17 protein-coding genes are annotated in these 17,845 nt (G+C 67.9%); 7 read left to right on the top strand and 10 right to left on the bottom strand.

What is annotated here, in order from left to right; translation table 11 throughout:
* Nucleotides 1–134 precede the first annotated feature (134 nt).
* Complete coding sequence (locus BST28156_RS04510) at nt 135–1,322, top strand: hypothetical protein (protein WP_060245753.1); 1,188 nt, start codon at nt 135–137, stop codon at nt 1,320–1,322.
* A gap of 86 nt (nt 1,323–1,408) precedes the next feature.
* On the opposite strand, the gene catC is transcribed toward BST28156_RS04510, so the two are convergent.
* The 3 genes from catC to BST28156_RS04525 are packed head-to-tail and all read right to left on the bottom strand — an operon-like array spanning nt 1,409 to nt 3,810.
* The gene (gene catC, locus BST28156_RS04515; protein WP_009687773.1) at nt 1,409–1,699 is read right to left on the bottom strand and encodes a muconolactone Delta-isomerase; all 291 of its coding nucleotides are present in this window, start codon (nt 1,697–1,699) and stop codon (nt 1,409–1,411) included.
* A 42-nt stretch (nt 1,700–1,741) separates the two neighbouring features.
* Nucleotides 1,742–2,644 carry a catechol 1,2-dioxygenase gene (gene catA / locus BST28156_RS04520; protein ID WP_174901623.1) on the bottom strand — a complete coding sequence of 301 codons (903 nt, stop codon included), beginning with the start codon at nt 2,642–2,644 and terminating at the stop codon, nt 1,742–1,744.
* 32 nt (nt 2,645–2,676) lie between these two features.
* On the bottom strand, nt 2,677–3,810 hold the full coding sequence (locus tag BST28156_RS04525; RefSeq protein ID WP_174901624.1) for a muconate/chloromuconate family cycloisomerase: 1,134 nt from the start codon (nt 3,808–3,810) through the stop codon (nt 2,677–2,679).
* A 91-nt stretch (nt 3,811–3,901) separates the two neighbouring features.
* Here BST28156_RS04525 and BST28156_RS04530 point away from each other — a divergent pair, with 91 nt between their 5' ends.
* Entirely contained in the window at nt 3,902–4,798 is an 897-nt protein-coding gene (locus tag BST28156_RS04530; protein ID WP_174901625.1) for a LysR family transcriptional regulator, read from the top strand.
* Nucleotides 4,799–4,913: 115 nt separating this feature from the next.
* Here the strand turns inward: BST28156_RS04530 and andR are convergent, their stop codons facing one another.
* Entirely contained in the window at nt 4,914–5,873 is a 960-nt protein-coding gene (gene andR, locus BST28156_RS04535) for an anthranilate 1,2-dioxygenase regulatory protein AndR (protein WP_174901626.1), read from the bottom strand.
* 202 nt (nt 5,874–6,075) lie between these two features.
* On the opposite strand from andR, the gene andAc reads away from it, so the two are divergent.
* From andAc to andAa, 4 genes are read left to right on the top strand one after another with little or no spacing between them, the layout of a single operon-like run.
* Entirely contained in the window at nt 6,076–7,347 is a 1,272-nt protein-coding gene (andAc, locus tag BST28156_RS04540) for an anthranilate 1,2-dioxygenase large subunit AndAc (RefSeq protein WP_174901627.1), read from the top strand.
* A gap of 14 nt (nt 7,348–7,361) precedes the next feature.
* On the top strand, nt 7,362–7,838 hold the full coding sequence (andAd, locus tag BST28156_RS04545) for an anthranilate 1,2-dioxygenase small subunit AndAd (RefSeq protein WP_060245761.1): 477 nt from the start codon (nt 7,362–7,364) through the stop codon (nt 7,836–7,838).
* 20 nt (nt 7,839–7,858) lie between these two features.
* The gene (andAb, locus tag BST28156_RS04550) at nt 7,859–8,185 is read left to right on the top strand and encodes an anthranilate 1,2-dioxygenase ferredoxin subunit AndAb (RefSeq protein WP_040130295.1); all 327 of its coding nucleotides are present in this window, start codon (nt 7,859–7,861) and stop codon (nt 8,183–8,185) included.
* On the top strand, nt 8,175–9,395 hold the full coding sequence (gene andAa / locus BST28156_RS04555; protein WP_174901628.1) for an anthranilate 1,2-dioxygenase system ferredoxin--NAD(+) reductase: 1,221 nt from the start codon (nt 8,175–8,177) through the stop codon (nt 9,393–9,395). Before andAb ends, andAa begins: the two co-directional genes overlap by 11 nt.
* A gap of 109 nt (nt 9,396–9,504) precedes the next feature.
* On the opposite strand, the gene BST28156_RS04560 is transcribed toward andAa, so the two are convergent.
* From BST28156_RS04560 to BST28156_RS04585, 6 genes are all read right to left on the bottom strand, one after another.
* Nucleotides 9,505–10,461 (bottom strand): DUF1177 domain-containing protein, encoded by a 957-nt coding sequence (locus BST28156_RS04560; protein WP_174901629.1) that lies wholly within the window; start codon nt 10,459–10,461, stop codon nt 9,505–9,507.
* Nucleotides 10,462–10,540: 79 nt separating this feature from the next.
* Complete coding sequence (locus BST28156_RS04565; RefSeq protein ID WP_174901630.1) at nt 10,541–11,686, bottom strand: porin; 1,146 nt, start codon at nt 11,684–11,686, stop codon at nt 10,541–10,543.
* 54 nt (nt 11,687–11,740) lie between these two features.
* Nucleotides 11,741–12,496 (bottom strand): dipeptidase PepE, encoded by a 756-nt coding sequence (gene pepE, locus BST28156_RS04570; RefSeq protein WP_174901631.1) that lies wholly within the window; start codon nt 12,494–12,496, stop codon nt 11,741–11,743.
* Between the two features lie 32 nt (nt 12,497–12,528).
* Nucleotides 12,529–13,713: an aminotransferase class V-fold PLP-dependent enzyme gene (locus tag BST28156_RS04575; RefSeq protein ID WP_174901632.1), complete on the bottom strand. Its 1,185-nt coding sequence runs from the start codon at nt 13,711–13,713 to the stop codon at nt 12,529–12,531.
* Nucleotides 13,714–13,738: 25 nt separating this feature from the next.
* Entirely contained in the window at nt 13,739–15,358 is a 1,620-nt protein-coding gene (locus BST28156_RS04580) for an OPT/YSL family transporter (protein WP_174901633.1), read from the bottom strand.
* Between the two features lie 103 nt (nt 15,359–15,461).
* Nucleotides 15,462–16,202: an IclR family transcriptional regulator gene (locus BST28156_RS04585; RefSeq protein ID WP_060245768.1), complete on the bottom strand. Its 741-nt coding sequence runs from the start codon at nt 16,200–16,202 to the stop codon at nt 15,462–15,464.
* Between the two features lie 317 nt (nt 16,203–16,519).
* Here BST28156_RS04585 and BST28156_RS04590 point away from each other — a divergent pair, with 317 nt between their 5' ends.
* A complete protein-coding gene (locus BST28156_RS04590; RefSeq protein WP_174901634.1) occupies nt 16,520–17,806 on the top strand; it encodes a DUF445 domain-containing protein in 1,287 nt (428 codons plus the stop codon).
* Nucleotides 17,807–17,845 lie beyond the last annotated feature (39 nt).

A 17,845-nucleotide genomic window follows, 5' to 3' on the forward strand; every position in this document is an offset into this window, starting at 1 on the left:
CGCCGGCCGCAACGAGTCGACAGGCGCGGCCAAATCCAGTAGTTTCCGGAGATCGAAGCGATTTGTCTGCTTAATGGAATCGCGTGCCCGTGCCGTCGGGCATCGCGAATCGATCTCGACGGAGAACAACAACCATGTCACTGGAACAGGCGGACCCCGCCGAACCGCCGCAGGGCGACGACCGTAACGTATTGCTGATGGCGCTCGAAGTCGGCGGTTATCTGACGGAGGAGGCGGCGGAGCGCGTCGGGCAGCGCCTGAAGGACAGGCCGGACGAAATTCCCGATACCGACTCCGCCCGCGACCTGCTCGACTGGTTGATCGCCGAAGGCTATACGACCGGCGAGGCCGAGGCGAAAGCGACGCAGGCGGTGCTGGACTCGAGCTTCTCAGACGTGCGCGCGAAGCTCGTTCTGCTGGACATGCTGCAAGACATCGATCCGCCCCGCTTCGCACAGCGTCTCGACGAGACGATCGCGTCGGTCCAGCGCGGGCAAAAGCGGCAACGGATGCTGACCGGTTTCGGTGTGCTCGTTGCCGCGCTCGCGGTCGGCGCCTATCTGCTGTGGCCGGCATCGACGCCGATGTGCGGCGCGTCGACCACGGTCAAGACGCTGGATTCGCTGATGTTCAAGTTGCGCGTGGAGATGATGCGGAAGGACCCGATGCACGCGCTCGACGGGGGCAGCAAAACCTATCCGCATGTCGCCAACCATCGCGAAGTCGGCTATGACGAGGCCAATCGCTCGCGCGGCTGCCTTGCAGACCTGACGGTCGCCGACGAGCATACGACGCTCGGTTACGTCGTCCGGCATGACGACAAGGACCCGAGTACGTTCGTCGTGCAGACTTTCCCGTCCGAATACGTGACGGCCCGCTACAGCGCGGCAGGCCTGAATCCGAAGCTTGGCGCGCCGCTCGGGCGAGAGGTCATCGACACCGCGTTCAGGGAGGGCGTCGCACGGTTCGACAAGCAGGTATCGGACCGATCGCCGAGCTACGGCAAACCGCTGCCGGGCGACGACAGCCCTTCGACGCTGACCAGCAGCGTGCAGGGCGTGATGCCGGCCGCGGACTGCAGCCGGATCGACGGCGACCGCGTGTCGTGCCCGTTGCTGATCGACTACCGCGACCGGTTGCTCGGTGCGATCGGCATGCCGTCGATGCTGCAGTTGAAGGGGGATTTCACCTTCGTCAAGGACGGCAGCGGCTGGAAGACCGCCGACGATTTCGACGAGACGCTGATGAAGGCGATCGTCGCGCGGCGCGTCGCGCAGGTATCCGGCGACGCAGCCGCCGACAAGGGGGATCCACGGAAGTGAGATGCGACACGGGCGACCCGCGAAGAAACCGCAGGCCGCCCGTGTCTGCGCGCAGCCGACGCCGCGAAGCGGCGACGATGGCGCGCTTACCGGTCGTCTTCCCGAATCGACGAAGGATGCCGGCAAAGCGCGCGCACTTCGAGGTCCATATACGGGAACAGCGGCAACTGGCTCAGCAGGTCGTGCAGTTGCTGCACGCTTTCCACGTCGAAGATGCTGACGTTCGCATAACGCCCGGCGATCCGCCACAGATGCCGCCAGATGCCTTCGTTCATCAGGCGCTGGCACATCGCCTTCTCTTCGGCCTTCAGCGTCGCGGCCTTGACCGGGTCCATGTCCGCCGGCAGCTTGACGGTCATTTCCACATGAAACAGCATTGCGCACTCCTTGCTTGATCGGTTCGTCCTGTAAATGGCCGTTCAGGCCTGTGCGCGTGCGCGCTCGACTTCGCTCGCCGGCACGTTGTCGCGCTCCCTGACCAACGAGAAATCGAAGTCGATCAGCGCGAACGGGCCGTCGATGCCGTACGGCTTGCCCTGTGCGCCTTCGGCCTGGCGGATTGCCGGGATCAGCCCTTCGCGCGTCGCGAATGCGAAGTCGTCCCAGATGTGCGGATCGCCTTCGATGTTGATCTGCGTCGTCAGCTTACGATATCCGTCCGCGGAAACGAAGAAGTGGATGTGCGCGGGACGATGGCCGTGGCGGCCGAGCTGGTCGAGCAGCTGCTCGGTCTTGCTGCCCGGCGGCACGCTGTAGCCGACCGGCAGCACGCTGCGGAAGCTGTAGCGGCCTTCCGCGTCGGTGCGGATCGAGCGGCGCAGGTTGAACGCGGGCTGCGACGGATCGAAATACGAATAGTTGCCGAGATGGTTCGCGTGCCACACCTCGACCAGCGCATTCGCGATCGGCGTGCCGGCGTTGCCGAGCACCTGGCCGCGCATCACGAGCGTCTGGCCCGGATCGGTGCCGTCGTCGAGACGTGCGTGGCCGACCGATTCCGGCGCGCCCGCGACATACAGCGGCCCTTCGATCGTGCGCGGCGTGCCGCCTTCGATGCCGGCCTTCGCTTCGGCCTCGTCCATCCGCACGTCGAGGAAGCGCTCGAAGCCGAGGCCCGCGGCGATCAGGCCGAATTCCCTGCCGGCTTCGTTCAGGTAGTTGAGCGCGGTCCAGAACTCGCTCGGCTGCACGTCGAAATCCTCGATCGTGTAGCACAGGTCCTTCACGATCCGGTTGACGATCGCGCGCACGCGCGGGTTGCCGGGCTTCTCGGCGGCATCGTCGAAGGTTTTCAGCAGCGCGTCGATGGCTTCCTTGTTCATCTGTGTCTCCGGTGGCGGTTGTCGTAGGGGAATCAGCGGGCGCCGCGCCGCATCCGCTCGATGCGGGCCCAGTCGAAGGTGATGCCGAGGCCGGGCGTCGCCGGCAGGTGCAGCTTGAAATCCGCGTAGCGCAGCGGCTCGACGAGGATCTCCTCGGTGAGCAGCAGCGGGCCGAACAGCTCGGTGCCCCACTTCAGCGACGCGAAGGTGCTGAACAGTTGCGCGGACGCCATCGTGCCGGCCGCGCCTTCGAGCATCGTGCCGCCGTACAGTTCGATGCCGGCCGCCGACGCGATCGCCGCGACGTGCGCCGCCCCCTGCAGGCCGCCCGACTGCGCGATCTTCACCGCGAACACGTCGGCCGCGCGTTCCTGCGCGAGCGCGAACGCATCGACCGGGCCGTGCAGCGCCTCGTCGGCCATGATCGGGATCTGCGCGAGCTGCGTCAGGCGCTTCAGGCCCGCGCGGTTGGACGCGGCGATCGGCTGCTCGACGAGGCTCACGCCGGCATCCGCGAGCCGCGCGCCGGCCCGGATCGCGTCGGTTTCGGTCCAGGCCTGGTTCACGTCGACGCGCACGTCGCCGCGTTCGCCGAGCGCGCGCTTGATCGCGATCACGTGCGCGACGTCGTCGTCCACCGCGTTCGAGCCGATCTTCAGCTTGAACGCGCGATGGCGGCGCGCGTCGAGCATCGCCTCGGCTTCCGCGATGTCGCGCTGCGTGTCGCCGCTCGCCAGCGTCCACGCGACGTCGACCGCATCGGTCGCGCGGCCGCCGAACAGCTCGGACAGCGGCACGCCGATACGGCGCGCCTGCGCGTCGAACAGCGCGGTCTCGAGCGCGCACTTCGCGAAACGGTTGCCCTGGAACAGCTTGCGCGCCCGCGCCATCGCGGCGCCCGGGCGGGTCGCGTCCATGCCCTCGAGCAGCGGCGCGAAATAGGTGTCGATATTGGCCTTGATGCTCTCCGGGCTCTCCTCGCCGTAGGCGAGGCCGCCGATCGTCGTGGCCTCGCCGACGCCTTCGATACCGTCCGTGCATCGAACACGGACCAGCACGAGCGTCTGGCAATTCATCGTGGCAACCGAAAGCTTGTGGGGCCGGATCGTCGGCACGTCGACGAGCAGCGTCTCGATGCGCTCGATGGCGGCGGCAGTTGCTATCATGCGATTCCTCCTGTCGGTGCATATGGTAGGAACGGCGGCGGGCGGCCGTCCAACACTCTTTCCGACTACTTCCATACCTTCGGAGCATGAAATGGAATTGCGTCAGCTTCGGTACTTCATGGCCGTGGCCGAGGAAATGAACATCACGCGGGCCGCGGAGCGGCTGCACATGACGCAGCCGCCGCTTAGCCGTCAGCTGCAGGCGATCGAGGACGAGCTCGGGCTGCCGCTGTTCGTGCGCGGCGCGCGGCCGCTGAAGCTGACCGATGCGGGGCGCGTGTTCTATGCGCAGGCGAAGCGCGTCGTCGACCAGGCCGACGAGCTCGGCCCGCTGACGCGGCGGCTCGCGCAACTGTCGGAGCGGATCGTGATCGGCTTCGTGCCGTCGACGCTGTACGGCGCGCTGCCGGACGTGATTCGCGCGTTCCGCGAGCGGCAGCCTGACGTCGAGCTGTCGCTGATCGAAATGTTCACGCTCGAACAGCTCGGCGCGCTGAAGGGCGGGCGGATCGACGTCGGGTTCGGCCGCCTGCGCTTCGACGACGACCAGCTCGTGCGCGAGGCGCTGATCGAGGAAAAGCTGATCGCGGCGGTGCCGGTCGGCCATCCGCTCGCCGAGGCGGGCCGGCCGCTGACGCTCGCGGACATCGCGAACGAAACGCTGATCGTCTATCCGAGCACGCCGCGCCCGAGCTTCGCGGACCAGCAGTTGTCCGCGCTGCGCGACGGCGCGCTGGTGCCGGCGGCCGTCCACGAGGTGCGCGAGCTGCAGACGGCGCTCGGGCTCGTCGCCGCGAAGGTCGGCGTGTCGCTGGTGCCGGAGAGCGTGGAGGGCGTGCGCGTGAAGGGCGTCGTCTACCGGCGGCTGCCGGAGCCCGCGGCGACCTCGCCGATCATCATGAGCCGCCGGCTGCACGGCGAAAGCGCTGCGACGAGCGCGTTCTGCGCGATTGCGCGGGAGATGATCGCGCCGACCGCGCATGCGTAGCCGTCATCGTCTGATTCGCAACTAACGGTCGAGTCCCTCATGCGTCGGCGAATTCGGATGACGCAGCGGCGGCGGTGCCGGTGGTGCGTGCGCGGCGAGCTGCGATGCAGCGCGGCTACGATCTGCTGTCCAGCGTATCGGACGGCGATTCGCCGAATTTTTCCCGATACGCGATCGCGAAGCGTCCGAGGTGCGTAAACCCGCAGTCGAGCGCGATATCGGCGATCCGCCGGTCGGACGCCGCCGCGCGCAGCAGCTCGCGCGCATGCTCGAGCCGCGTCGCGCGCAGGTACTGCATCGGGCTCATCCCGCGAAACTGCAGGAACGCGTCGCGCAGCGTGCGCTCCGGCACGTTGGCGGCGCGCACGATGTCGGCAAGCTGCAGCGGCTGCGCATAGTGCGCGTTCACGAACTCCTGCGCGCGCCGCACGAAGCCCGGCGCCGGTTCGTGGCGCGACGCGGGCAGCGCCGACGGCGGATGGCCTTCGATCAGCAGGTCGATCAGCAGGTGTTCGAGCTGCGACGCGACGCGCGGGTTCGCGTTCGCGCGTTCGAGCAGTTCGGGCGAGCGCGCGACCAGCATCAGCTGCTCGCGCCACGCGGCAAGCGCCGCATCGCTGACGTGCAGCACCGGATCGAGCGTCGCGCGCGGGTCGCCGGTCAATGCGCCGACCGTCGCCGCGTCGATGCGCAGCACGAACTGCTCGCAGTCGGCCGACAGCGTCGCGTCGAAGCGTTCGCCCGGCGCGCACAGCACGCCGGTCTGCCCGTCGACGCCGAGCTGCCGGCCCATCGCGCGCACCTCGGCCTGTCCGGACAGGCAGAACATCAGCAGGTAGTAGCCGTCGACCGCGTCGACCTGCACGCGCATCGCGTCGCCGAACGCGATCGTGCCGATCCCGAGCCCGCCGAGCCGGACGAAATCCATATGCGACGCACCGCGCACGCGGCCGCTCGGCAGCAGCGCATGCGGCTGCATCACGCGCGAGATCCGCTCGCGCGTCTCGTCGAGATCGCGGGATTCGAACAGCCGGTGCGCGCGCAGCGCGAGCGGCTCGAACGACGTCGGGGACATGGGCATCGGCCTTGTTGGAGCGCGTATCGATCGGACGAATGGGTCGCGATCGCGCGCCGAGTGTGTCGTCATGCTAGCGCAGAAATCCGCCGAAAGTGGATACTGCGCCGCCGCAATCGCACTTTCCGGATAGACGGCGAATATTAGCTTTTCAAAAATCGGCTCCATCGATCAACGAAACGGAACCCCCAAGGAGTCCGACATGGAGCAGACAGAATCGCCCGTCGTGTTCGCCTCGCGCGACGATGCGTCCGACGTGAGCTTTCCGCACGCGGACGGCTCGCGCGTGCCGTACAAGGTGTTCAGCTCGCGCGCCGTCTACGACCGCGAGCAGGAACGCATCTTCCGCGGCCCGACGTGGAACTTCGTCGCGCTGGAAGCGGAAATCCCGAACCCCGGCGACTTCAAGAGCACCTTTGTCGGCGACACGCCGGTCGTCGTCACGCGCGCCGACGACGGTTCGCTCGCCGCCTGGGTGAACCGCTGCGCGCACCGCGGCGCGCAGGTGTGCCGCAAGTCGCGCGGCAACGCGAGCTCGCATACGTGCGTGTATCACCAGTGGAGCTTCGACAATACCGGCAACCTGCTCGGCGTGCCGTTCCGGCGCGGCCAGAAGGGCATGACCGGAATGCCGGCCGATTTCGACCCGAAGCAGCACGGGCTGCGCAAGCTGCGCGTCGACAGCTATCGCGGGCTGGTGTTCGCGAGCTTCAGCGACGAGGTCGCGCCGCTGCCCGACTATCTCGGCGAGCAGATGCGGCCGTGGATCGACCGGATCTTCCACAAGCCGGTCGAGTATCTCGGCTGCACGCGCCAGTATTCGAAGTCGAACTGGAAGCTGTACCTGGAGAATGTGAAGGACCCGTATCACGCGAGCATGCTGCACCTGTTCCATACGACCTTCAACATCTTCCGCGTCGGCATGAAGGCGCGCTCGATTCCGGATGCGAACCACGGGCTGCACAGCATCATCACGGTGACGAAGACCGGCGACGACACGTCGGCCGCGTACAAGCAGCAGAACATCCGTTCGTTTGACGAAGGTTTTCATCTCGAGGACGAATCGATCCTCGATCTCGTGCCGGAATACGACGAGGACTGCACGAACCACATCCAGCCGATCTTCCCGCAGCTCGTGATCCAGCAGATCCACAACACGCTGGTCGCGCGGCAGATCCTGCCGAAGGGGCCCGACAACTTCGAGCTGATCTTCCACTTCTTCGGCTACACGGACGACACGCCCGAGCTGCGCGCGCTGCGCATCAAGCAGGCCAACCTCGTCGGGCCGGCCGGCTACATCTCGATGGAGGATACCGAGGCGACCGAGCTGGTGCAGCGCGGCACGGTGCGCGACGGCGACGCGACGTCGGTGATCGAGATGTCGCGCGGCAATCCGGACCAGCAGGGCACGGTGATCACCGAAAGCCTCATCCGCCGGTTCTGGGTCGGCTACCAGAAGCTGATGGGCTATTGAAGCGGGAGCGAGACATGACGGAAGACATGAAGACGTGGTTCGAGCTGTACATGCTGCAGAACCGCTATATCGGCCACCTCGACAACAACCGGCTCGAACAGTGGCCGGCGATGTTCACCGAGGACTGCACGTACGAGATCGTGCCGAAGGAGAACGCCGATCTCGGGCTGCCGGTCGGGATCGTGCACTGCACGAACCAGCGGATGCTGCGCGATCGCGTGGTGTCGCTGCGCCACGCGAACATCTACGACGAGCATACGTACCGGCACATGACGTCGGGCCTGACGATCGTCGCCGAGCGCGACGGCGAGATCGACACCGAGAGCAACTACGTGGTCGTGCAGACGCGCAGCAACGGCGAATCGAACGTCTACCAGGCCGGCAAGTACTACGACACGGTCGTGCGCACGCCGGACGGGCTGCGCTACAAGACCAAGCGGGTGATCTACGACACGTCGCGCGTGCAGACGCTGCTCGCGACGCCGATCTGATGCACGGGCAAGGAACCGACATGAACGACACGACGCTGGCCGAGTGGCATCCGCTCGGCGCTTTCGACGAATTCTCCGAAGACGAACCGGCGGCGCGCGTCGCCGGCCAGAAACCGATCGCGGTATTCCGCATCGGCGACGAACTGTTCGCGATGCACGACCTCTGCACGCACGGCCATGCGCGGCTGTCCGAAGGCTATGTGGAGGACGGCTGCGTCGAATGCCCGCTGCATCAGGGGCTGATCGACATCCGCACCGGCGCGCCGAAATGCGCGCCGATTACCGAGCCGGTGCGGACCTATCCGATCCGGATCGTCGATGGGCAGGTGGAAGTCAATGTCGGCTGACCCGTTCGTGATCGTCGGCGCCGGCCACGCGGCGCGGCGCACCGCCGAGGCGCTGCGCGAACGCGATGCCGACGCGCGCATCGTGATGATCGGCGCGGAGCGCGAGCTCCCGTACGACCGGCCCGCGCTGTCGAAGGATGCGCTGCTGAGCGACGACGGCGAGCGGCGTGCGTTCGTGCGCGACGCGGGCTGGTACGACGCGCAGCGGATCGAGCTGCGGCTCGGCACGCGCGTCGACGCGATCGAGCGCGCGGCGCAGCGCGTGCGACTCGACGACGGCGCTACGCTGCCATACGCGCGGCTCGTGCTCGCGACCGGCTCGCGCGTGCGGACCTTCGGCGGGCCGATCGACGCAGGCGTCGCGCCGCATTACGTGCGCACCGTCGACGACGCGCGGGCGCTGCGCGCACAGCTGGCGCCGGGGCGGCGCGTCGCGGTGCTCGGCGGCGGCTTCATCGGCCTCGAGGTCGCGGCCGCCGCGCGTCAGCTCGGCTGCGACGTGACGGTGATCGATCCGGCCGCGCGGCTGCTGCAGCGCGCGCTGCCGGAAGTCGTCGGCGCGTTTGCGCGGCAGCTGCACGACGCGCGCGGCGTCGCGTTCCGGCTCGCGACGCTGCCGCGTGCGATTCGTCGCGCGGCGGCGGGCGGCGCGATCGTCGAGACCGACCGCGGCGACGTGCCGGCCGATATCGTCGTGGTCGGCATCGGCGTCGTGCCGAACGTCGAGCTCGCGCAGTCGGCCGGTCTCGACGTCGACAACGGGATACGCGTCGATGCGGGATGCCGCACGAACGATCCCGCGATCTTCGCGACCGGCGAGGTGACGATGCATTTCAATCCGCTGCTCGGCCGTCATGTGCGGATCGAGTCGTGGCAGGTCGCCGAGAACCAGCCGGCCGTCGCGGCCGCCAATGCGCTCGGCGCGGACGACGCGTATGCGGAGCTGCCGTGGCTGTGGTCCGATCAGTACGACTGCAACCTGCAGATGCTCGGGCTGTTCGGCGGCGAGCGGACCATCGTCGTGCGCGGCAATCCGGCGAGCGGGCCGTTCACGGCGTTCGGGCTCGGCGACGACGGGAGAATCGTCGCGGTGGCCGCGGCGAACCTCGGGCGCGACATCGGCGCGTCGCGGCGGCTGATCGCGGCGGGGGCGGTGCCCGATCCGGTGCAACTGGCGGATCCGGCAGTGAATCTGAAGACGTTTCTGTAGCGAAGTAGCGGAAGCAGCGAAGAGGCGATGCGTCCTCGACACAGCGCCGCACGAAGCGAGACAGGACGACGCGCGGCACGATCGTCGAGCCGCGCGTCGCCGCCGCCGGTTACGCCGCGTTGCCGTAGCCCTGGAACACGCGCAGGTCCGGATACATGCTGCGGATCTTGCGCCATTCGTTCGCATCGTAGAACTCGCATGCGCCGGCCGTGAAGCGCTTCGCGACTTCTACGGAGAAGCGCACGGCCTCGGCCAGGTCGATCTCGTGGCTCGCGCTCGAGTCGCTGCCGCCGACGACCGAGCGCGCGGTGAGCGCGACGCCGACCACCGGCTTGTCGGTGCCGACATGCGGCTGCATGATGCTGTTGAAGTGCGACAGCCCGTTGTCGTACGGCGAGATGTCCTGCAGCGAGATCGGGAACGTGACGGCCGGCATGCCGGTCGTCGATTCCATGATCGCGACGAGATCGGGCGCCATGCGCAGGATATAGCCCTGCATGGCGGTCGGCGACAGCGCGAAGCCGCGCTGCTTGACGATCCGGTTGCCCTTCGACGCATCGAGCGACAGGATCGCATCCATGTCGGGCGTCACTTCGTAGCGGTTCATCGTCGCCGACGAAACCGGCATCCCCATGAACGGCACGCCGTTGTTCTCGCTCATCGACACGTCGGTCGACAGGTGCGTCGTGACGATCACGTCGCCGGGCAGCACGTCGCCGTTCGCCTTCATCTGCGCGAGCTTCAACGCGGCCGCGAGCGAGCCGATCGGGCCGTCCGCGTCCGACACCATCCCGAACTTCGCGGGGCGCGCGCCGATTGCGCCGTTGCGGCCGACGATGCCGAGCGTGCGCGCGTCGCCGCCGGCCGTCTTGCCGCGTGTGCCGGGGATCACGATGCGGATGAAGTCGGTCGTCTTCGTCGGGTCTTCCGGCGGTTCGTTGTTGACCGTGGTGACCTCGATCGTCACGTGCGCCGCGTACGGCTCAAACAGCGCGGCGATGTCCTGCCCGTTGACGGTCGCGCCGTCGAGCGCGTCGAAAATGACGAGGGTCTGTTTCAGTGCCATCGAATGCCTCTTGGTTCAGTGTGCCGATGCGGCGTGTCGTGCGCCGCGCCGCGACCCGCATCGGCAAATTGCGCGGGGATCAGAAGAAATGTCGCAGGCCGAGCAGCACCGACAGCTGCTCGTTGCGACCGTTGAGCGCGCTGCCCGTGGCCGCCGCCGCATTGGTCGTCGTGTTGCCGAACAGTCCCGACCAGCCGCCGCGCGTCCACTCGTACGAGGTCGCGAGGTAGACGTCGGTGCGCTTGCTGAGGCTGTAGTCGGCGACGCCGTATACGGTGCTGCGCGCGCCGTTGAAGCCGTCGGCGAGCGTGCGGTTGTGCATCCCCGCGACGACGAAGTTCCATACCGGCGTCGCGCGCCAGCTCGCGCCGAGCGTGAAGAAATCGTCGCGGCGATGCGAGCCGAACACCGAGTTGATCGTGACGGCGGCGGTCGGCGCGCCGGACGCCATGCTCGTGATCGACGCGGTATCGGTGCCGCCGTTCGACGAGTCGAAGCCCGCGTCGCGATCGCTGTGCAGATAGTTCGCGTACAGGTTCACGCTGCCGATCGCAGCCTTCGCACCGGCCAGGTAGATGCGTGCGCGGCGGCTCTGCGTGTCGCGCGTCTGCTGCGCGTCGCCGATCACGGTCACGGGGCCCGACTGATACTTGACGCCGAGCGACATCGACGAGCGTGCGCGCGTGTCGCCGGCGATCCCGCCGAACGCATACTCGGCGATTACCTGCATCGGCCCGTAGCTGCCGGTGTAGCTGACCGCGTTGTCGTAACGCTGGCCGACGAGGTAGACCTGCCACGAGTTGGTCGGCGCGGCACCGACGCCGAGCGGGTCGACGTAGTACAGCATCGTGTTGCCGGTCGTGTACTGCCGGCCGAGCGCGAGTTCGCCCCAGCGCTCGTGGCCGAGCTTCACGAACGCCTGGCGGCCGAACAACTGCCCCTGCTGGTCGAGCTTGCCGTTGTTCGCGAGAAAGCCGTTTTCGAGCGTGAAGCCGGCTTTCCAGCCGTCGCCGAGCGCCTCGCTGCCCTTCAGCCCGAAGCGGCTGCCGGACAGGAAGCCTTCGTTGCCCTGCTGCAAGCCGACGGTGCGGTCGCCGGACGGGTTGGTGTGCGTCTGGTACCCGATCGCGACGTCGATCACGCCGTACAGCGTCACGGTCGACTGCGCGTGTGCGACGCCCGTCGCGCCGGCCAGCAGTGCGATTCCGGCAAGCTTCTTGTTCATGAAAAGGTCTCCTAACCGATATGGGACTGTTTTTTTTAAAGAAAGATGCGGCGCTTATTTCCGGAACGACGGCCACTGGTCGATGTCGGCCGGGCCGGTGATCGACGCGAGCGGGAAGCTCGCGTTTTCCGCCAGCGTGCGCACGTCCGTCTTGCTCGCGAAGTGCAGCGCGCCGCGTTCGCCGAGCACCGTGCCGGTCGTGCCGTCGGACAGCAGCGCCGAACCTTCGGGCAGCGCGAACACCTGTTCGGGCGCGTTGATGTCGAGGAATTCGCCGAGGCGTTCCTCGCGGCTCTCGCCGTTGTGGCCGACCGGCTTGCCGCTGATGAAGTGCGGGTTGATCTGGAACGGCACGAGACCGAGCGCGCGCAGCGTCGGCGGCTGCACGATCGGCATGTCGTTGGTGGTGCGGATCGTTGGGCACGCGACGTTGCTGCCCGCGCTCCAGCCGATGTAGGGCACGCCCGCGTGCACGCGCGCACGGATCGCATCGACGAGGTTGGCGTCGTACATGCGCTTGAGCAGCGCGAACGTATTGCCGCCGCCGACCGCGATCGCGTCGGCGTGCTCGATCGTCTTGCGCGGGTCGGCGCTGTGGTGCAGCGATTCGAGTGCGTAGCCGAGTTTCTCGAACACGGGCTTCACGATGCCTTCATAGGTGTCGAAGCTGAACGACACGCCCGCATACGGGACGAAGACGATCTTGCGCGCCTCGCGGCGGAACAGCGCGTGGATCTGCTCGGTCGCGTGTTCGAGATAGCCGAGCGCGTCCTTACGGGAGCTGCTCATCAGCAGAAAACGTTGGTTCATGGTGGTTCCTGTGTCGGTAGTCGGGGAGGGAATCAGCGGGCCGCCGCGCGGATCAGTTCGGCGACGCGGTCGATTTCTTCGCGCGTATTGAAGTAGTGCAGCGAGACGCGCGCCATCGTCGATACGCCATAGCGCGCGAGGATCGCGTCGGCCATGAAGTTGCCGGCCTCGATGATGCATTGCTGCGCTTCGAGCGCCGCGACGATCGTCGCGGGATCGACGCCGCGCAGGTTGAACGGCACGATGCCGATGCGGCGCGCCGCATCGCGCGGGCCGTACAGCTCGAAGCCCGGCAGCGTCGCGAAACGCTCGATCGCGTAGGCGGTCAGCTCGTGCACACGCGCCTCGATCGCGTCGATGCCGATGCGCTGCGCATAGTCGAGCGCGGCGCCGAGGCCGAGGATCGCCGGCACGATCGGGCAGCCGGCCTCGAAGCGCTTCGCACCGGCGACGAACGACAGCGCGCCGGTCGCGCGATCGTAGGCGCCGTTCCACCAGCCCGCGAGCACGGGTTCGAGCGTCTCGACCTGCTCGCGCTTCACATACAGGAAGCCCGAGCCTTCGGTCGCGCGCAGCGCCTTGCGGCCGCAGCCCGCGAGGAAATCGCAGCCGAGCGTGCGCACGTCGGTGGCGACCATGCCGACGCTTTGCGATGCGTTGACGAGCGACAGCACGCCGTGCGTGCGCGCGACCGCGCACAGTCCGGCGGCGTCCTGCAGCGCGCCCGACGAGTTCGGCACATGCGAGAACGTGAGCAGGCGCGTGCGCGGCGTGATCGCCTGCGCGAACGCATCCGGCGACAGCAGCCCTTCGTCGTTCGCGGCGACCATCTTCACGACGATGCCGTGCGTCGTCTCGAGCCGCTTCCACGGCAGCAGGTTGCTGAGCATTTCGGTATCGGCGACCAGCACTTCGTCGCCCGGCTGCCAGCGCATCCCCTGCGCGACGATCGAGATCGCTTCGGTGGCGTTCTTGGTGAACGCGATTTCGTCGACCTGCGCACCGATGAACGCGGCGAGCCGGGCGCGCACGGCGTCGACGCGCGCGTAGGTTGCCTTGCGGAACGCGGGCAGGTAGATGCCGACCCGGCCCGTGTCGCGCAGGTAGTCGTTGACGGTGTCGAGCACGGGCTCGGGCGGCAGCGACGCGGCGGCCGTGTCGAGGTAGATCGTCGAGGCCGTCAGCGGCGTATCGGCGCGGATTGCAGTGATGTCCATCGAAAGTCCTGTGGATGAAACGGAGTTACTTGAGCTTGATCAGCGAACGCGTGAAGCTGAACAGCGCGTCGCCCGCGATCACGCCGCCGGCGAAGGCGCTCATTTCGGCGACGTCGCGCTCGCCGCGCGTGCGCAGCAGGATGAAGCGGATCGCGAGGCCGAACAGCACCGCGAAGCCGGCCAGCGGCGAGGTGAGCAGCATGCCGGTCGACAGCAGCACGCCGAGCTGGCGCTTCGCGCCGCCGAGCCATTGCAGCAGCGCGCCGGGCACGGCCCAGATCGCGAGGTTGCGCGCGATGTCCCACGACGAGCCGGCCCTGATCGACGCCGCGTAGACGCGATCGACCGGCGGCAACATGTCGCGGCTGAAGAAGCCGTGGTGGAACAGCACGACGACGATGCCCGCGACGACGAAGCCGAGCGTCGCCGCGAGGAACTGCTGGCGGCGGCCGGCCAGTTCCAGCGCGGGGTCCTGGCCCGAGCCGCGCAGCAGGAAGCCGGTCTTCAGGTCGTAGCCCATGTCGGCGAATGCGGGGCCCGTCGCGGCCGAGAAGCCGACCAGCACCGCCAGCGCCGGCGCCGGGAAGCCGATCAGGATGCCGATCGTCAGCGTGATCAGCGCGACCGCGAACGCGGGGAACCAGCCCGAGTGCATCGCCGCGATGCCGACGATCAGCTCGTGGATGTAGGCCGCGAATGCCGCATACAGCACGAACACGATCAGCATGCCGGTCGACATCTCCGAGAAGCCGCCGGTGCAGCCGACGATCACCAGCGCGATCAGCATGTAGACGAGATAGCCGAGGCCGAGGATGCGGCCCGCGCGGCGCGGCGACACGTCGCCGGTGCCGGCTTCGTCGACCGGCGCGCGGCGCGCGCGGCGGATTTCCGCCGACACCTGCAGCATCGCGACGGCGCCCGCGCCGATCATCACGCCGTGCGGGATGTAGGCCTTCGCGATGTCGACGCCGGTCAGCGCGACCGAGTAGCCGCGCACCAGCAGGCCGAGGCCGAACATCGTCAGCGCGGCGAGGTTGCCGAGGAACGCTGCGCCGAACGCGGACATCGGCACGCCGAGCCACGCGCCGGCCACGCCGACCGCGACGCCGATGCCGAGGAACGCGGCCTTGCGGCCGCCGCGGTCGCCGGCCCAGATCGCCTCGGCGGTCGCAACGCCCGACGGCCAGCTGCCGGTCGCCGGGAAGATCTTGCTGCCGAACAGCAGGTACAGCATCGTGCCGTCGACCAGCATCGCGGCGAGCGCGCCGATCAGCATCGGCGTCGCGAGTTCGGGCATGCCCATCGCGTACGGCACGCCGATCGGGATCATCAGCGAATTGGCCGCGCCGAAGGTGGCCGACGAGATCGCGGTCTGCACGAGGTTCTGGCGTTCGAGCACGCGAAAGCGTCGCGCGAGTTCATGCGGAATGCGCGAGAACACGATCGCGATCAGCGCGCCGATGATCGACGTGTTCGCCGAAATGCCGAGCGACACGATCAGCTGCATGCCGATGATCGCGCCGAGCACGGACAGCATGACCGACACGATCAGCAGCACCGGTTCGGCGAAGCGGACGCGCGGGGCGCCGGGCGGGGCCGCAGGGGCGGCGGGTTCGCCGACCTGCGCGTCTTGCAAAGCGTTCATGGGTTTCTCCTCAATGCCTGTGGCTTGTTGTGATGTAGCGGGCCGGTACGGCTGCGGACCGGCCCGTCGGTGAGTCGGGCTGGATTTCGGGCGATGGCGGCGCTCAGCGCATCAGGCTGAGCACGCTTTCGATCTTGCGGCGCGCGTCGTTCAGCGCATCCAGCAGGCGCGGCACCGCCGATTCGTCGAGGCGCTGCATCGGCCCCGAGATCGCGAGCGAACCCGCGACCGAGCGGCTGCCTTTCGCGGTGAGCGGTACCGCGAGGCCTGCGACGCCGGTCGCGGCTTCTTCGCGCGTGTACGCCCAGCCGTGCTCGCGGATCACGTCGAGGCGCGCTTCGACCGCCGCGCGGTCGACCGCCTGGCCGGCCTTCGCGGCGCGCGCATAGACCTCGTCGCGCACCGGGTCGGGCTGGAACGCCAGCATCGCCTTGCCGTGTGCGCCCGCGTGGAGCGCGAAGCGCTGGCCTTCCTCGATCGAGAAGCGCAGCTGCTGGTCGCCATGCGCGATGTCGAGGCACAGCCCTTCGTAGCCGTCGAGCAGCGACAGGAACACGGTTTCGCCGCTCTGCTGCGCGAGCCGGTGCAGCGCGGGCTCGACGATCTGCGACGGCGACAGCGAGCGCCGCACGATCTCGCCCATCTCGAACCAGCGCAGGCCGAGCGCATAGCGGCCCGCGTCGTCCTGCACGAGGTAGCCCTCGGCCGCGAAGGTCGCCAGCACGCGATGGACGATCGCGTGGTGCACGCCGCTTTCCTTCGCGAGTTCGCGAACGCCCCATACGGCTTGCCGGGCGGTGAAGTACTGCATCAGTTGCAGGGCGCTGCTGAGTGTCTTGAGCATGATGTTTGTCTCTGTATAAGAGACATTGTCTCGAAATGTGAAATCAGTCTGCGCGGTTGGCGCGGCGTCGTGCTATCCGGGTAAACGCGAGATCGAGAGACAGTCCGTCTGGCGCGGCACAGCGGGCGATCGGCGGTGTCGATGCGAGCGGGGCGGCGTATCGAAGGCGGCGGGACCCGCACGGCGGGCGGGATGAAAGTGGAGGGGACAGGTCAAGGGACCGCGTGTGCGTGCGGCCGGTAAAAGAGGGCCGGGTATTTGGCGGCGATCGCCGAGTCGGTGCATATTGACGGCATCTTTCGTGCTGCCGGTTGCCCATGACGCCAGACAAAGCCCTCGAACTGAAACGCAGCAAGCGCCGCGCGCTGTGGCTGCTGCTGGCCGCGGTCGCGGTCTTCGTGACGACGATCGTCCTGCCGCGCGGCCCGTGGATCGACGGCGTCAAGGCCGTGGCCGAGGCCGCGATGGTCGGCGCGCTCGCCGACTGGTTCGCGGTCGTCGCGCTGTTTCGCCGCGTGCCGATCCCGTTCGTGTCGCGTCACACCGAGATCATTCCGCAGAACAAGGACAAGATCGCCGACAACCTCGCGGTGTTCGTCCGCGAGAAATTCCTCGGCCCCGACGCGCTGGCCGCGCAGATTCGCCAGCACGATCCGGCGCAGAGGCTCGGCGCGTGGCTCGGCGAGCCGGCCAACACCGACGCGCTGGGCGGCTACGCGACCAAACTGATGAGCTTCGCGCTCGACATGACCGACGACGCGCGCATCCAGTCGTTCGTCCACGACGCATTCCGCGCGCTGATCGACAAGGTCGACCTGTCGCAGTCGGCCGGCGCGATCCTCGATACGCTGACGAAGGACGGCCGCCACCAGGCGATGCTCGACGACGCGATCGAGCAGATCGTCGACGTGCTCGGCAAGGAGGAGAACCGCGAGGTGATCGCGGGTTTCATCGTCGAATGGCTGAAGACGCAGTACCCGAAGTTCGAGAAGATCATGCCGACGCACTGGCTCGGCGAGAACGGCGCGCAACTGGTCGCGAATGCGGTCAGCCGCGTGCTCGAAGGCGTCGCCGCGGACCCCGACCACGAGCTGCGCCAGCGTTTCGATCGCGTCGTCGCGCGCCTGACCGAGCGGCTGAAGCACGACCCGGCCTTTGTCGAGAAGGGCGAGGAAATCAAGCGCTACATCCGCGACGGCGATGCGTTCAACCTGTACCTGAAGGATCTGTGGGAGCAGTTGCGCGCATGGCTGAAGGCCGATCTCGCGCGCCCCGATTCGGCGCTGCACCGGCAGGCCGCGACGCTCGGCGGCTGGCTCGGCGCGCGGCTCGCGGAAAGCCCCGCCTTGCGCGCGTCGCTGAACGAGCACATCGAGAAGGCCGTGCACGAGATCGCGCCGGATTTTGCGGACTTCCTGATGCGTCACATTCGCGACACGGTGCGCAACTGGGATGCGCGCGAGATGTCGCGGCAGATCGAGCTGAACATCGGCAAGGACCTGCAGTACATCCGCATCAACGGCACGCTGGTCGGCGGGCTGATCGGGCTGGGTTTGTATCTGGTGTCGCTGGTGCCGCGCTGGGCGAGCGGCTGGCTGCACTGAGGCGGCCGGACCGGCGCGCGACGGCGCGTTGCGCGCGCG

Source organism: Burkholderia pseudomultivorans (assembly GCF_902499075.1).
In the GTDB taxonomy this organism is placed as follows: Bacteria; Pseudomonadota; Gammaproteobacteria; order Burkholderiales; family Burkholderiaceae; genus Burkholderia; species Burkholderia pseudomultivorans.

Bases quoted from the DNA above. Each gene is read 5' to 3' on its own strand.
- BST28156_RS04580 (WP_174901633.1), bottom strand. From the start codon at position 15,358: ATGAACGCTTTGCAAGACGCGCAGGTCGGCGAACCCGCCGCCCCTGCG.
- BST28156_RS04525 (WP_174901624.1), bottom strand. From the start codon at position 3,810: ATGATAGCAACTGCCGCCGCCATCGAGCGCATCGAGACGCTGCTCGTC.
- andAc (WP_174901627.1), top strand. From the start codon at position 6,076: ATGGAGCAGACAGAATCGCCCGTCGTGTTCGCCTCGCGCGACGATGCG.
- andAa (WP_174901628.1), top strand. From the start codon at position 8,175: ATGTCGGCTGACCCGTTCGTGATCGTCGGCGCCGGCCACGCGGCGCGG.
- andAd (WP_060245761.1), top strand. From the start codon at position 7,362: ATGACGGAAGACATGAAGACGTGGTTCGAGCTGTACATGCTGCAGAAC.
- BST28156_RS04510 (WP_060245753.1), top strand. From the start codon at position 135: ATGTCACTGGAACAGGCGGACCCCGCCGAACCGCCGCAGGGCGACGAC.
- BST28156_RS04565 (WP_174901630.1), bottom strand. From the start codon at position 11,686: ATGAACAAGAAGCTTGCCGGAATCGCACTGCTGGCCGGCGCGACGGGC.
- BST28156_RS04590 (WP_174901634.1), top strand. From the start codon at position 16,520: ATGACGCCAGACAAAGCCCTCGAACTGAAACGCAGCAAGCGCCGCGCG.
- andAb (WP_040130295.1), top strand. From the start codon at position 7,859: ATGAACGACACGACGCTGGCCGAGTGGCATCCGCTCGGCGCTTTCGAC.
- BST28156_RS04585 (WP_060245768.1), bottom strand. From the start codon at position 16,202: ATGCTCAAGACACTCAGCAGCGCCCTGCAACTGATGCAGTACTTCACC.
- catA (WP_174901623.1), bottom strand. From the start codon at position 2,644: ATGAACAAGGAAGCCATCGACGCGCTGCTGAAAACCTTCGACGATGCC.
- BST28156_RS04575 (WP_174901632.1), bottom strand. From the start codon at position 13,713: ATGGACATCACTGCAATCCGCGCCGATACGCCGCTGACGGCCTCGACG.
- catC (WP_009687773.1), bottom strand. From the start codon at position 1,699: ATGCTGTTTCATGTGGAAATGACCGTCAAGCTGCCGGCGGACATGGAC.
- BST28156_RS04560 (WP_174901629.1), bottom strand. From the start codon at position 10,461: ATGGCACTGAAACAGACCCTCGTCATTTTCGACGCGCTCGACGGCGCG.
- BST28156_RS04530 (WP_174901625.1), top strand. From the start codon at position 3,902: ATGGAATTGCGTCAGCTTCGGTACTTCATGGCCGTGGCCGAGGAAATG.
- pepE (WP_174901631.1), bottom strand. From the start codon at position 12,496: ATGAACCAACGTTTTCTGCTGATGAGCAGCTCCCGTAAGGACGCGCTC.
- andR (WP_174901626.1), bottom strand. From the start codon at position 5,873: ATGTCCCCGACGTCGTTCGAGCCGCTCGCGCTGCGCGCGCACCGGCTG.